General features: G+C 71.1%; 13 protein-coding genes. 4 read left to right on the forward strand and 9 right to left on the reverse strand.

Going from position 1 to position 14,328, the window contains the following annotated elements; genetic code table 11:
* Positions 1–943 precede the first annotated feature (943 nt).
* A complete protein-coding gene (locus tag ABD224_RS01165; RefSeq protein ID WP_344045679.1) occupies positions 944–2,377 on the forward strand; it encodes an endo-1,4-beta-xylanase in 1,434 nt (477 codons plus the stop codon).
* Positions 2,378–2,517: 140 nt separating this feature from the next.
* Here ABD224_RS01165 and ABD224_RS01170 read toward each other — a convergent pair whose 3' ends face one another.
* Positions 2,518–3,873: a class I SAM-dependent RNA methyltransferase gene (locus ABD224_RS01170; protein WP_344045681.1), complete on the reverse strand. Its 1,356-nt coding sequence runs from the start codon at positions 3,871–3,873 to the stop codon at positions 2,518–2,520.
* A gap of 70 nt (positions 3,874–3,943) precedes the next feature.
* Positions 3,944–6,004: an APC family permease gene (locus ABD224_RS01175; protein ID WP_344045683.1), complete on the reverse strand. Its 2,061-nt coding sequence runs from the start codon at positions 6,002–6,004 to the stop codon at positions 3,944–3,946.
* Between the two features lie 561 nt (positions 6,005–6,565).
* On the opposite strand from ABD224_RS01175, the gene ABD224_RS01180 reads away from it, so the two are divergent.
* Both ABD224_RS01180 and ABD224_RS01185 read left to right on the forward strand, forming a co-directional pair.
* Positions 6,566–7,240 (forward strand): potassium channel family protein, encoded by a 675-nt coding sequence (locus tag ABD224_RS01180; protein WP_344045685.1) that lies wholly within the window; start codon positions 6,566–6,568, stop codon positions 7,238–7,240.
* Positions 7,240–7,908, forward strand: coding sequence for a potassium channel family protein (locus tag ABD224_RS01185; RefSeq protein WP_344045687.1), 669 nt, complete (start codon positions 7,240–7,242; stop codon positions 7,906–7,908). The genes ABD224_RS01180 and ABD224_RS01185 overlap by 1 nt, the downstream gene beginning before the upstream one ends.
* A gap of 166 nt (positions 7,909–8,074) precedes the next feature.
* On the opposite strand, the gene ABD224_RS01190 is transcribed toward ABD224_RS01185, so the two are convergent.
* From ABD224_RS01190 to ABD224_RS01215, 6 genes are all read right to left on the reverse strand, one after another.
* Positions 8,075–8,848, reverse strand: a complete 774-nt coding sequence (locus tag ABD224_RS01190; RefSeq protein ID WP_344045689.1) for a DUF3159 domain-containing protein — start codon at positions 8,846–8,848, stop codon at positions 8,075–8,077.
* A 3-nt stretch (positions 8,849–8,851) separates the two neighbouring features.
* The gene (locus ABD224_RS01195; RefSeq protein ID WP_079129675.1) at positions 8,852–9,250 is read right to left on the reverse strand and encodes an OB-fold nucleic acid binding domain-containing protein; all 399 of its coding nucleotides are present in this window, start codon (positions 9,248–9,250) and stop codon (positions 8,852–8,854) included.
* Between the two features lie 124 nt (positions 9,251–9,374).
* Positions 9,375–10,067 (reverse strand): ABC transporter ATP-binding protein, encoded by a 693-nt coding sequence (locus ABD224_RS01200; RefSeq protein WP_344045694.1) that lies wholly within the window; start codon positions 10,065–10,067, stop codon positions 9,375–9,377.
* Positions 10,068–10,550: 483 nt separating this feature from the next.
* Entirely contained in the window at positions 10,551–11,312 is a 762-nt protein-coding gene (locus tag ABD224_RS01205) for a DUF3710 domain-containing protein (RefSeq protein ID WP_344045696.1), read from the reverse strand.
* A gap of 1 nt (position 11,313) precedes the next feature.
* Positions 11,314–11,865 carry a dUTP diphosphatase gene (gene dut / locus ABD224_RS01210; RefSeq protein WP_344045698.1) on the reverse strand — a complete coding sequence of 184 codons (552 nt, stop codon included), beginning with the start codon at positions 11,863–11,865 and terminating at the stop codon, positions 11,314–11,316.
* Positions 11,862–12,446 (reverse strand): PaaI family thioesterase, encoded by a 585-nt coding sequence (locus tag ABD224_RS01215; RefSeq protein WP_067393168.1) that lies wholly within the window; start codon positions 12,444–12,446, stop codon positions 11,862–11,864. The genes dut and ABD224_RS01215 overlap by 4 nt, the downstream gene beginning before the upstream one ends.
* A gap of 57 nt (positions 12,447–12,503) precedes the next feature.
* Between ABD224_RS01215 and ABD224_RS01220 the strand changes: the two genes are divergently transcribed.
* Complete coding sequence (locus tag ABD224_RS01220; RefSeq protein WP_344045702.1) at positions 12,504–12,980, forward strand: DUF3093 domain-containing protein; 477 nt, start codon at positions 12,504–12,506, stop codon at positions 12,978–12,980.
* Positions 12,981–13,409: 429 nt separating this feature from the next.
* On the opposite strand, the gene ABD224_RS01225 is transcribed toward ABD224_RS01220, so the two are convergent.
* Entirely contained in the window at positions 13,410–14,327 is a 918-nt protein-coding gene (locus ABD224_RS01225) for a hypothetical protein (protein WP_344045704.1), read from the reverse strand.
* Between the last annotated feature and the right edge of the window lies 1 nt (position 14,328).

A 14,328-nucleotide genomic window follows, 5' to 3' on the forward strand; every position in this document is an offset into this window, starting at 1 on the left:
TCTCGCATGTATCGCATCTGATTTCGAAACATTCGGGACGTTCGGAGAGGAGCTCCGGACGTCCGGACGATCTCGGCGGACAACCGCTCCGCCTTCCCGCGCCCGCAGCGCCGAAGCAGCCGCGTCCACGCCCGCCTCCTCCCGCTCCGTCGCCACGGCGGCGACAGACGCGCGGTCCGGGCCCGCCCCCACAGGGACAGAACGCCGGGATGCAGAGCCGGGACAGCGCACAGGACGGGACTCATTGCGCTCAGGCACCGACTGGAACGGCGGAAGATCCCCCGGGGATCACCTCGGAGATCGCCCGGAGGCAGCGCCCCTGTGACATCCGTCGACGATGGCGCCGGGACTCGCCGTTCGACTCGTCGAGATTCGAAAATTTCGAAAGATCAACAGAAACTTTTTCCGCGAGAAGTGTTGACGATGCATCGTCAACACCTCAATCATCCCTGTCTGAGGAAGCGGCCGCAGCGCGCGCTGCCGAAGCACATCGACCCTGGTCAATCCGTGCCGCACGGCAGATCCGCGCACAGCCGTACGACAGACCCGCGTACGCACGCACCTGCACGACCCCGTTCCGTTCCGGTGAGGTTCGCACCAGCGCGTCCTGGTCCTCCGCACGGTTGGAGAGGTACGCGACGCCGCGTGACGATCCCCCGGCTGAGCCGCGATGGACTACCCATGCCTGTGCCTGTGTCGAAACACCGCCGCTGCCCGCCGTACGTCACCCCACGGCCGGCCAGGTCGGCCCGCGCCGGCTGAGATCGCCCCGGTCGCACGACCGCGGTGCCCGGTGAATCCGCGCTGCCGGGGCTCCGGCACCGCCCCGTCCACCTGCCGAAGGGGAACGTCCACCTGCCGAAGGGGAACGGACGACGCACCCCGCGCTGACGTGCTTCCCGCGCTTCAGTCCTTCCGTGATGTCTACCCAGGAGGCAACTTCATGGGCTCATACGCCCTTCCCAGACCCGTTGTCCGCCGGAAAACCCGTGGCCCGCTGTTGACGCTGCTCGCCGGCGTCCTCGGTGCGGTCACCGCACTGGCCGCGCCGCCGACCGCGCACGCCGCCGAGAGCACACTCGGCGCCGCGGCGGCGCAGAGCGGCCGCTACTTCGGCGTCGCCATTGCCGCGGGCAAGCTGGGCGACTCGACGTACACGACGATCGCGAACCGTGAGTTCAACTCGGTGACGGCCGAGAACGAGATGAAGATAGACGCCACCGAGCCGCAGCGGGGCCGGTTCGACTTCACCGCCGCCGACCGCATCTACAACTGGGCGGTGCAGAACGGCAAGCAGGTACGCGGCCACACCCTGGCCTGGCACTCCCAGCAGCCCTCCTGGATGCAGAACCTCAGCGGCAGCGCACTGCGCCAGGCGATGATCGACCACATCAACGGCGTGATGGCCCACTACAAGGGCAAGATCGCCCAGTGGGACGTCGTGAACGAGGCCTTCGCCGACGGCAATTCGGGAGCCCGCCGCGACTCCAACCTGCAGCGCACCGGCAACGACTGGATCGAGGTCGCCTTCCGCACCGCGCGCGCCGCCGACCCGTCCGCCAAGCTGTGCTACAACGACTACAACGTCGAGAACTGGAACGCGGCCAAGACCCAGGCCATGTACGCCATGGTCCGGGACTTCAAGCAGCGCGGCGTGCCGATCGACTGCGTCGGCTTCCAGTCGCACTTCAACAGCGGCAACCCCTACAACAGCAACTTCCGCACCACCCTGCAGAACTTCGCCGCCCTCGGCGTCGACGTGGCCGTCACCGAGCTCGACATCCAGGGCGCCCCGGCGTCGACCTACGCCAGCGTGGTCAACGACTGCCTGGCCGTCTCGCGCTGCCTCGGCATCACCGTCTGGGGTGTGCGCGACAGCGACTCCTGGCGATCGGAGCAGACGCCGCTGCTGTTCAACAACGACGGCAGCAAGAAGGCCGCCTACACCGCCGTCCTCAACGCGCTCAACGGCGGCGACACCACCCCGCTCCCTCCGGAGGGCGGACAGATCAAGGGCGTCGGCTCGGGCCGCTGCCTGGACGTGCCCAACGCCAGCACCGCCGACGGCACCCAGGTCCAGCTGTGGGACTGCCACAGCGGCAGCAACCAGCAGTGGACGTACACCGACGCCGGTGAGCTCAGGGTCTACGGCAACAAGTGCCTGGACGCCGCCGGCACCGGCAACGGCGCCAAGGTCCAGATCTACAGCTGCTGGGGCGGCGACAACCAGAAGTGGCGTCTCAACTCCGACGGATCCATCGTCGGCGTCCAGTCCGGACTCTGCCTTGACGCCGTCGGTGCCGGCACCGGCAACGGCACCCTGATCCAGCTCTACTCCTGCTCGGGTGGCAGCAACCAGCGCTGGATCCGCACCTGACGGGACCTTCCGCCGGCACAGGAACGCCTCGACGACGGACTGCGGCGCGGCTCCTCCCCCGCCCCTCCAGGAACGTCGTCGATGGTCCCGGGTCGCCGCCGTCACGGCGGCGACCCTCGCGTTTCTCGGGAAAAGGCGGGTCAGGACCCCTTCTTCGCGGGCTCCAGGATCGCCACGCACTCCACGTGGTGCGTCATCGGGAACAGGTCGAACGCCCGCAGGGTGCGGACGCGGTAGCCGCCCTCGCGGAAGTACGCCAGGTCGCGGGCGAGGGCGGCCGGGTCGCAGGCGACGTAGGCGATCCTGCGTGCCCCCAGGGACGACAGGCGGGCCACCGTCGTACGGCCCGCGCCCGAGCGGGGCGGGTCCAGGACGATCAGGTCGGCCTCGGTGATGCCGGTGCGCGGCAGGACCGACTCGACCCTGCCCTGTTCGATGCGGACGCGGGGGAAGCCGGCGAGGTTGTGCCGGGCGTCCTGGACCGCGCGCTTGCCGGCCTCGATGCCGAGGACCGCGCCCTTGTCGCCGACGCGGTCGGCCAGGGCGCCGGCGAAGAGGCCGACGCCGCAGTAGAGGTCCAGGGCCATGTCGCCCTTGCGGGGGAGCAGGCCCTGCATGACGGCGGTCACCAGGGTGTCCGCCGCCTTGGGGTGGATCTGCCAGAAGCCCCCGGCGCTGACGCGATGGGTGCGGCCGTCGGCGCGTTCGCGGACGAAGGGGCGGCCGTGGACCCGGTGGACGCCGCCCGTCTTCTCGTCGACCCGGAGGACGGAGACCGGACGGTTCAGTTCGACCAGCGGAAGGCGGGCGCCCGGGCGCGGGGTCAGGATCACCTGGCGGTCGTGCGAGCCGGTCGCCGCGATCGCCTCGACCGACTCCATGCCCGTCCAGTCGCGCTGCTCGACGCCCAGCTCGCCGACGCCCTCCGCCGCGATCATGCAGTGGTCGACCGGCTCGACCTCGTGCGAGCGGTGGCGGCGCAGGCCGGCCCTGCCCGTGGCCGGGTCGACCGCGTACTGCACCCGCGTGCGCCACCGCGGGACCTCGCCCGCCGGCAGCTTGTCGCCCTCGGCCGGCATCACCGTGCCGTCCCAGCCGGCCTCCTCGGGGGTGAGGCCCGCGAGCCGCTTCAGCTGCTCGGCGATCACCTCGGCCTTGAGCCGCCGCTGCGCGCCCGGCTTGGCGTGCTGCCAGTCGCAGCCGCCGCAGCGTCCGGGACCGGCGTAGGGGCAGGGGGGCTCGATGCGGTCCTTGGAGGCGTCGATGATCCGGACCGCGTCCGCGCGCAGGAAGCGGGCGCCCTCCTCGCCCTCCGTCACCCGTGCCACGACCCGCTCACCGGGCAGCGCGTGCCGTACGAACAGCACCTGGCCCTCGGGCGTGCGGGCGACGCAGTGGCCGCCGTGGGCCACGGGGCCGACCTCGACCTCGTACTCCTGCCCCACCAGCGTGCCCTTCTCCGGTCCCACCTGCGCGTTCCTCGGTTCTGTCTGCATGGCGGGGTGACTCCGGATCCAGAAGGGGGGACGGTCTGACAACAGCCCACCAGTCTACGGGAGAGTCCCGTCAGTCCTTTCCCGCCGGTGACTCCCTCTCCTCCTTGGCCCGTTCCTGGGCCGGTCCCCGCCGCACCGATCCCGGCGCGTTCCACTCCTGGTACCGGCGGGCGCGCTGCTTGGCCGCCTCGGAGGAGGCCAGCTGGTAGGGCACCGAGGTCACCATCACGCCCGGGGTGAACAGCAGCCTTCCCTTCAGGCGCAGGGCGCTCTGGTTGTGCAGCAGATGCTCGTACCAGTGGCCGACGACGTACTCGGGGATGATCACCGAGACGATGTCCCGCGGGGACTCCTTGCGCAGGCTCTTGACGTACTCGATGACCGGCCGGGTGACCTCGCGGTACGGCGAGTCGAGCACCTTCAGCGGTACGTCGATGCCGCGCCGCTCCCACTCCTCGTACAGCTTCCTGGTCTCGGCCTGGTCCACGTTGACGGTGAGCGCCTCCAGGGTGTCGGAGCGCATCAGCTTGGCGTAGGCCAGGGCGCGCAGGGTGGGGCGGTGGATCTTGGATATGAGGACGACGGAGTGGACGCGGGACGGGCGTGCCGTGTCGTCGCTCGGGCCCTCGGGGGCGGCGAGCTCCTCGGCGACGCGGTCGTAGTGCCGGCGGATCGCGGTCATCATCACGTAGAAGAGGCACATGCCGAGCACGGCCACCCAGGCGCCGTGCGTGAACTTGGTGACGAGGACGACGACCAGCACCAGGGCGGTGAGGAAGGCGCCGAAGGCGTTGATGGCGCGGGAGCGGATCATGTGGCGGCGCGTGGCCGCGTCCCGCTCGGCGGCCAGATGCCGGTTCCAGTGCCTGACCATGCCGATCTGGCTGGTCGTGAAGGACACGAACACGCCGACGATGTACAGCTGGATCAGCCGCGTCGAGTTGGCGCCGTAGACGAAGATCAGCAGCGCCGCGGCGCCCGCGAGCAGCACGATGCCGTTGGAGAAGGCGAGGCGGTCGCCGCGGGTGTGCAGCTGGCGGGGCATGAAGCGGTCCTGGGCGAGGATCGAGCCGAGCACCGGGAAGCCGTTGTACGCGGTGTTCGCCGCGAGGAAGAGGACCAGTGCCGTGGCCGCGGCGAGCACGACGAACAGGATGCTGCCATGGCCGAACACAGCTTCGGCGACCTGGGAGATCACCGGGTCCTGGACGTAGCCGGGGCCGACCGGGACGCCGTTGCGGAGCAGGTCGGCGGCCGGGTGCTCGGCCATGTGGACCTTGGTCGTCATGGCGAGGGTGATGATGCCGCAGAACATCGTCACGGCCAGCAGGCCCATCAGCGCCAGCGTGGTCGCCGCGTTCTTCGCCTTGGGCTTGCGGAAGGCCGGCACTCCGTTGGAGATCGCCTCGACTCCGGTGAGCGCGGCACAGCCGGAGGAGAAGGCGCGCAGCAGCAGGAAGACGAGGGCGAAGCCGGCGAGTCCCTGCTGCTCCGGCTTGATGTCGAGGTCGGCCGTCGGCGCCCGCATGGTGTCGCCGAGCACCAGTCCGCGGAACGCACCCCAGCCGATCATGAGGAAGACGCCGGTGACGAAGACGTACGTCGGGATGGCGAAGAGCGTGCCCGACTCCCTCACTCCGCGCAGGTTCATCAGCGTCAGCAGCACGATCACGGCGATCGCGCAGAGCACTTTGTGCTCGACGACGAAGGGGATCGCGGAGCCCAGGTTCTCGATGCCGGCGGAGATGGAGACGGCGACGGTCATGACGTAGTCGACCAGGAGCGCGCTGGCGACGGTCAGTCCCGCCCTGGGGCCCAGGTTGGTGCCGGCCACCTCGTAGTCGCCGCCGCCGCTCGGGTAGGCGTGCACGATCTGCCGGTAGGAGGCCACCACGGTGAGCATCAGCACGGCGACCGCGACCGCGATCCAGGGGCTGAAGTGGTACGCCGACACTCCCGCGATGGACAGGACCAGCAGGACCTCCCCTGGCGCGTAGGCCACGGAGGACAGCGGGTCGGAGGCGAAGACGGGGAGTGCGATCCGCTTCGGCAGAAGGGTCTCGCCCAGCCGGTCGCTGCGCAGTGCGTGCCCGATCAGGATGCGTTTGGGCACGTCGGTCAGTTTGGACACAACAGAGGATCGTAGACCTTCGCGCTCCCGGCGGCGCATCGGTGTCCACGGACGTGGACGCCCGGGCGGGGGCACCCCGTCCGGGATCTGCCTCGCGGGTGAAATCCGGGGCCGAAGGCCCGTGGATCGGAGCGGGCGGGGGGTGTGCCGTGCCTGGATGTCCGGACCACGTTCCTCGTCGTACTCGGAGCACCCGGAGGTTCCATGTCCTCGACCGCGGAACTGATCGGCGCCGCCGCCGCGCTGCTCGGCCTCGGCTTTCTGACCCTGCGCAGTGTGCGCAGCATCATCCGGCGCCGGCCGTTCGAGATCGACTGAGCCGGGTGAGGGGCCGAGTGAGGGGACGGGACGAGTCGGGTGAAAAGCGGGAAGAGCCGAGGAAGAGCCGAGGAAGAGCCGGAGGAGAGGGCCGGAGGGGAGCCGGGTGAGAGGCTGGATACCGGGGATCCGTCCGGCATGCGGCAGGGGGGTGCCCACCGCGCACAGCACGTGTGTAGCTTGTCCCTCTGTCTGAGACCCTGATGGGGCTGAGCAGTAGCTGTTGACACCGGAAGGACGGTCGTGCACATCGTCATCATGGGCTGCGGGAGAGTGGGCTCCGCTCTCGCCCAGACCCTGGAGCAGCAAGGGCACACGATCGCGGTGATCGACCGGGATCCCACCGCCTTCCGCCGCCTGGGCCCCGGATTCGGCGGTCGCCGGGTCACCGGGATCGGCTTCGACCAGGACACGCTGCGCGAGGCGGGCATCGAGGAGGCCGGCGCCTTCGCAGCCGTCTCCAGCGGCGACAACTCGAACATCATCTCCGCGCGCGTGGCCCGCGAGACGTTCGGTGTGCAGAACGTCGCGGCCCGGATCTACGACCCGCGCCGGGCCGAGGTGTACCAGCGGCTGGGCATTCCGACCGTGGCCACGGTCCGCTGGACCGCCGACCAGATGCTGCGCCGTCTGCTGCCCTCGGGCGCGGAGCCGTTGTGGCGCGACCCGACCGGCGGCGTCCAGCTCGCCGAGGTGCACGCCTCCCCGAAGTGGGTGGGGCACAAGATCAGCAGGCTGCAGGAGGAGACGGGCGCCCGGGTGGCGTTCCTGACCCGCCTCGGCGAGGCGATCCTGCCGTCCTCGCAGACGGTTCTGCAGGAGGGTGATCTTGTGCACGTGATGATGCGGACGGGCGACGTGGACAAGGTCGAGGCGGCGTTCGCCGAGGGGCCCCGAGAGGAAGGCGGTGGTCGCTGATGAGGGTCGCCATTGCCGGGGCCGGCGCGGTCGGTCGCTCGATCGCGAGTGAGCTGCTGGAGAACGGTCACGAGGTCCTTCTCATCGACAAGGCGCCGACCGCGATCTCGGTGGAGCGTGTCCCGCGGGCGGAGTGGCTGCTCGCCGACGCCTGCGAGATCACCTCGCTGGACGAGGCGGCGCTGCAGCGGTGCAACGTGGTGATCGCCGCGACCGGCGACGACAAGGTGAACCTGGTCGTCTCCCTGCTGGCGAAGACGGAGTACGCCGTACCGCGGGTGGTGGCCCGGGTGAACAACCCGAAGAACGAGTGGTTGTTCAACGAGTCCTGGGGCGTGGACGTCGCCGTGTCGACCCCGCGTCTGATGTCCGCGCTGGTGGAGGAGGCGGTCAGCGTGGGCGATCTGGTCCGCCTGATGCGCTTCAGCCACGGCGACGCCAACCTGGTGGAGCTGACCCTGCCGGAGGAGTCGGCGCTGGCCGGGACCCGGGTCGGCGATGTCCAGTGGCCGGAGGACACCGCGCTGGTCACCATCATCCGCGGCACCCGTGTGCTCGCCCCGTCCCGGGAGGACTCCCTGGAGGCGGGCGACGAGCTGCTGTTCGTGGCCGCGCAGGACCGGGAGGGGCAGCTGGAGGATCTGCTGTCGGTCCGGCGGAAGGACTGAGGCCAAAAGAGCCGGAGGAACCGGAAGAACCGACGGATGAGCTGTCGGATGAACCGACGGAAGAAGTGACGGAAGAACGACGGCGAGGGGCGCCCGGAGATCTCCGGGCGCCCCTCGCCGTGGTACGAGCCGTGTCCGCCGTGGTGGAAGCCGGTGGAAGCCGTGTTCACGGCCGGCGGCGGTGGCGGCCGCCGGCCGGTGCCTCGCCGCGTTCCCCGCGTTCCCTCGCGAGGGCCGCCTTCCGCTCCTCCTCGGCCCTCTCCTCGGCCTCCATCTCCGCGAACACATCGATCGGCGGGGGCGCCTTGGACAGGAAGACCCAGGTCAGCCACACCGCCAGCAGGAAGGGCGGGACCTTGAGCGCGACCAGGACCCAGCCGAACTTCGTGGTGTCGGCCCACCAGTACAGCGGGAAGAGAATCGCGCACTTGCCGAGCAGGATCAGGCCCCAGGCCCAGCTGGCCTTGGCGTACGCCTTCTTGCGGCCCGGGTTGCGGGTGCGCCAGGAGAGGTTCTCTCTGAAGACCGGGCCGAGCATCAGGCCGATCAGCGGAACCCCCGCGAGGGTGGTGATGATGTACGTCAGTCCCAGGCCCAGGGTGTAGAGCATCCCCGGCAGGTAGAAGTCCTTGGCGTTGCCGGTCATCATCGCGAAGACCACGCCGAAGGCGACGCCGAAGACTCCGCTGAAGGCGTGCTTGACGGTGTCCCGCATCGCCAGCCGGACCACGACCAGCACCAGCGAGACGGCCAGAGCGGCGATCGCGGACCAGTGCAGGTTCTCGTTGATCGTGAAGATGGTGACGAAGATGAGGCCGGGCGCCACCGTCTCGACCATGCCCCGGACTCCGCCGAACGCCTCGAACAGCGCGGCCTCCGTCACCGCCCGGTTGTCGTCGTCGGCCGTCGTGTCTTCGGTCGGCTTGTCGAGTGACGTCACCGGCTACTCCCGTCCGAGAGGTCGCAGTTCGTACTTGGGGTTGAACAGCACCCGGCGGCCCCGGTTCATCGAGATCCGGCCCGATGCGATCAGCTTGCGTCCCGGTTCTATTCCGACGATGGAACGCCTGCCGAGCCACACCACGTCCAGGGCGCCGGAGCCGTCGAACAGCTCGGCCTCCAGGGTCGGGACCCCGCCACGCGGGCGCAGAGTGACCGTGCGCAAGGTACCAGTCACCGTGACGACCTGCCGGTCACGACAGTCGCAGATCCGTGTGCAGCCCGCGGTCTCGGTGTCCTCCCGCAGTTCCTCGGACTCCAGGTCCTCCTGCGACGAGGAGAGCCGGCCGAGCATGCGCCGGAACCGGCCCGCCGGCTTTTCGGGACGAGGAACAGCACCCATGCCTGAAGCGTACCGGGGGCGCCGACCGCGGTATAACCGATCACTTCTCGAAGCAAGGGTCTCGAAGCGAGGGTCCCTGGCCGGCCCGGTGGCGCCGCGCCGCGGGGCACGGCCCGCCGGTGCGTCACGGTCCGGTGATTCTTCCGTCGCGCAGCTCCAGGACCCGGTCGGCGTGGTCCATCAGGGTCGCGTCGTGGGTGGCGACCAGTGCGGTGACGTTCTCGCTGCGGACGACGGCACGCAGCAGCTCCATCACGGCGCGGCCGGTCTCCGCGTCCAGCTGGCCGGTCGGCTCGTCGGCGATGAGGAGCGCCGGCTCGTTCGCGAGGGCACGGGCGATGGCCACACGCTGCTGCTGGCCGCCGGAGAGCTCGCTGGGCCGCTGCCGGGCGTGGTCGGCGAGGCCGACCAGGGACAGCAGCAGTTCGACGCGCTCCTCCCGCTCGCGCGGGTCGGTGCGGCGCAGCCGCAGCGGCACGCCCACGTTCTCCGCGGCCGTGAGGATCGGGATGAGCCCGAAGGACTGGAAGACGAACCCGATGCGGTCCCGGCGCAGGGCGAGCAGGCCCTCCTCGCCGAGCTCGGACAGGTCCTGTCCGTCGACGTGGACCCGTCCCTCGTCCGGGGTGTCGAGTCCGCCGACGATGTTGAGCAGGGTGGTCTTGCCGGAGCCCGAGCGGCCCTTGAGGGCGACGAGTTCACCCCGCGGCAGCTCGAAGGAGACCCCTCGCAGGGCGTGCACGGCGCCGGCGCCCCGCCCGTAGGACTTGTGGACGTTCTCGACGCGCACCATGGTCTCGGTGACGACCTGGCTCATGTGCCCTCCCCGCTGCGGTCCCCCGTGGACCGGACGCCAGTATCACGGCCCCCGCCGGTCCCCTCAATCCCCCTCGATCCCCGGCTTTCCCGACGGGCGTGCGCCCGCCGTGGTCCTCCGCCGCGCGGGACTGCCTCGGCTGCGGGAGGCCGTAGGTGCCGGGAGGCGGCCGTGCACCGTGAAGGGCCGTCCCCTGCGAACTGTTGAACTGTGCAGGGGTACGGCCCTTCATGGCCTGTGACGAGGCGACGGCGACGACCGCCGCCCCCGGGAAGGACCACTCCGACGTCACGGGAACCGGGCGTGCTCTCCCCCGGGTCCCGCGGGCAGAGGCCGCGGGACCCGCTCGCGCGGGCCGGCAGGTGCCGTGACCCGGAGCCCCGCCCGGCCCGGCCGCGGGGCACCGCTCACTGGCGCCGGCCCGATCCGGCCCTGTTCCAGGTCTGATCCGGACCTGATCCGGACCTGGCCCGGACGGCCTCCTCAGCGGACCTCGGTGATCTCCGGGCCGCGCTGGAACTGGGCCAGGCCGCCGGAGAAGCGGGACTGGCCTTCCTGCTGCTGGGCGCCCTCGGGCACCATCTGCGCGTCGTTCGGCAGCTTCAGGACGATCGGGTCGCGGGGGGCCATCGGGCCGTCGCCACGGACCACGACCGTGTCCCGGAAGATCTGCTCCAGCAGCCCGGCCGCCTGCGGCTGCACCGCGCCCTGACCGGAGATCACTCCGCGCAGGAACCAGCGGGGACCGTCCACGCCGACGAACCGCACGACCTGGAAGCCGCTCGTGCCGTCCGGCAGCTGCACCGGGACCTGGGCGCGCAGCTCCCAGCCCAGCGGCCCCTCGACCTCGTCCACGATGCCGCCCTGCTGGGTGATGCCGGCGGCGATCTCCTCGCGCACCTCGGTCCAGATGCCCTCGCGCTTGGGCGCGGCGAAGGCCTGCAGCTGGATGGCGCTGTCCTGCAGGACGACGGTCGCCGCGACGATCGCGTCGCCCGCGACCTCCACCCGCAGCTCCATGCCGTCGACGCCCGGCACGAACAGGCCTCCCAGGTCCACCCGGCCCGCGCCCGGGTTGCGCACCTCGGAGATGTCCCAGGGCCCGTCGGGCCGCGGTGCGGGCTCGAGCCTCACCCGCTCGCGCTCGCCCTCCTCGTCCGCCTCGGTGCCGACGTTGTCGACGACCTGCTCGGCCTCGCGGGCCGCGCTCCTGGCGGCACCCTTCTTCTTGCGACGTCCGAACACGTCACTGTCCTTCCCGGTCACATACGACCGAAGCGTATCGATTCCCACCCGCCGGACCGCCCACGGCGGCCCGGCCGTCCGTGCCGCTCGTGCCGTCCACGGCGGCGTGTCCGCCCGTGGACCCGAAGCCCCCCTCGGCCCGCGCCGAGTCGGGAAGCTCCGCCGCCTCCTGGAAGCAGACCCTCTCGACCTGCTGGACGACCAGTTGGGCAATCCGGTCGAAACGCTCGAACCGCACCGGCTCGCGCGGATCGAGGTTCACCACGATCACCTTGATCTCTCCACGGTACCCGGCATCGATCGTCCCCGGGGCATTCACGAGGGCGACACCGCAGCGGGCCGCGAGGCCGGAGCGCGGATGCACGAACGCCGCGTACCCCTCGGGCAGGGCGATGGCCACGCCCGTGGGCAGCACGGCCCGCTCCCCCGGCGCCAGTTCGCACGCCACGGTGGTCCGCAGATCGGCACCGGCGTCGCCCGGATGCGCGTACGCCGGAAGCGGTACGTCGGGGTCGACACGCCGGACCAGCACATTCAGCGGTTCGCGGCTCACGGATTCACCTCGAAGGCACGGGCGCGCCTGACCTGGTCCGGGTCGTTCATCGCGGCCTGGATCTCCTTCTCACGGCCGTGTTCCACGAAGTGGTCCACCTTGACCTCGATGAAGAGGGCGTCGGCGCGCACGGCGACCGGTCCGTCGGGGCCGCCGATGCGACCGGTGGCCGTGGAGTAGATCTTCCGGCCGGCCACCGCGGTGACCTCGGCCTCCAGATACAGGGTCGCCCCGACCGGCACCGGCCGCACGAAGTCGGTCTCCAGCCGTCCGGTCACGGCGATCGTGCGCAGCAGCCAGTTCAGCGAGCCGAGGGTCTCGTCGAGGGCGGTCGCGAGAACACCGCCGTGCGCGAGGCCGGGCGCGCCCTGATGGGCCGGCTGCACGGTGAACTCGGCGGTGACGCTGACGCCCTCCCCGGCGCGTGCCTGGAGGTGCAGCCCGTGCGGCTGCTCGTCGCCGCACCCGAAGCACTCCTTGTAGTGCGCGCCGAGGAGTTCACCTGGCGCGGGCGCATCGGGGTGCCGTATGGGTTTCACGGCGTCGGCAGGGGGCTGAAGTGCTGCGGAAGTACCACTCACAGGCGCAGACCTTACCCGCGCGTCGGCACCGACCGGACACCGTGCCAAGCTTGGTGCATGCAGCTCTCCGCGCAGCCGTATGAAGAACGTCTCACCGCGCCCCGGTCCTGGTGGCTGGTCAGCCTGCTGATCGGTGTCTCGGTCGGCCTGATCCTGCTTCCCTTCGGCATTCTGCCGATGCTGGCCGGCCTGGCCGGCGGCACGGCGATGACGGCGGCCGCGGTGAGCTCCTACGGCTCGGTGCGCATCCGGGTCGTGGGCGACCTGCTGATCGCGGGCGAGGCGAAGGTCCCGGTCACGGCGCTGGGCGAGGCCCATGTGCTGGACGCGGAGGAGGCGCGCGCCTGGCGCACCTACAAGGCGGACACCCGGGCCTTCCTGCTGCTGCGCGCCTACATTCCGACGGCGCTGCGGGTGGAGGTCACCGACCCGGAGGACCCGACGCCGTACCTGTATCTGTCGACGCGGGAGCCGGAGCGGCTGGCCGAGGCGCTGCGGGCGGCACAGGCGGCGGCGAAGCCGGGGACCGCGTAGGGCGCGGCACCGGTCCAGGGGACGGGGGATACGGGGCGGCGGTCTTGGCGGTCCCGGCGGTCCGGGCCTGGCCTGTGTCGGCGCCTGAGGCTCTCCCCAGCCCTTCCCGGGGCCGTCGGGGTGGTCGGGGCGGGAGTCGGTGCCTGCCAGCGCTGTCGGAGCCGCCAGGGGCGTCCTGGCTGCCCGTCGGCGGGCTTCCGGGCGGGTCTGAACGACACCACTCCCCAAGGCGGCGGCACGGGCTCGGGGGTGTCGTTTGGATCAGGCCGGCTCCGATGAGCGGTGCCTGATGTCCGAGGTGAGCGGGGTTCGGTGCGTGCAGATGCAAGGCGGAGGAGGGAGCCGACGCGGAGCGTCGGCGAGTGACGACAACGCCGCAGATGGGCGTGCCGAACCCCGCGACCTGCGGCATGATCCAAACGACACCCCCTAGGACGGCAGCGCGGGCAGCTCGTCCCAGGGGACCTGGATCCTGCGCAGATCGGCGCGGACACGGGCCGCGAGCCTCCGGGTGCCGCGCCGGTTCATGACGGCGCCCGCGGCGGCGCCCACCAGGAACGGCGTCAGGTTCGGCAGGTTCCGTACCGTACGTTTCATGATCCGCCGGCGCAGATGGCGCCTCATCCGGCCGCCGAGGGCCGTGTCGAGGGTGGACGGCCTGCGCACGTCGATGCCGCGCTCCTCCGACCAGGAGGACAGATACACGGCGCTGCGGGCCTTCAGACTTCCGGGGGGCCGCACCCCGTACACCTCGTGAAGCTCGGCGATCAGCTTGAGCTCGATCGCCGCGACCCCGGTGAGCTCCGCGGCCAGCTCGGTCGGTATCGCGGGCGGTACGGGCAGCATGGCCGCCGCCCCGACACCGGCCCCGACTGTGGACGTGGCGGCCGCGGCACCCGCCACCAGCTTGTCCGCGAGCTGTTCGGGCCCGAGCCCCGGGAACTGCCGCCGGAGCGTGGCGAGGTCCCGTACGGGGACCCGTGGGGCCATGTCGATGATCCGGTCGGTGAGGGGTTCAAGGGCCGCCCTGGCGCGGATTCCGCCTCTGCGGACGCCGTTCCTGGCGGCCTTCCCGACCCTCCTCCGGAACGCCGCGGCCCGGCGTACGGCGGGCGCGGCGCCTTCCGCAGGAGCGGCGAGGGCACCGCGCCCGTAGACGGGAGTGAGCGAGGCCGATCCCGGTGGTCCGGTCGTACCGGATGGACGGAATGGGCCTCGCTCGTCGTCACGCGCGCCGTGAGAGCCGTCGGACGGTCCCGGGTTCGCTCGGTCCGTTTCCCCGCGGAGTTTCCCGCGAAATTTCCCGCGGGAGAAGCGGCGCTTCCAAGGAGGGGTCGAGCCAGACACG

The organism is Streptomyces thermoalcalitolerans (genome assembly GCF_039525155.1).
GTDB lineage: Bacteria > Actinomycetota > Actinomycetes > Streptomycetales > Streptomycetaceae > Streptomyces > Streptomyces thermovulgaris.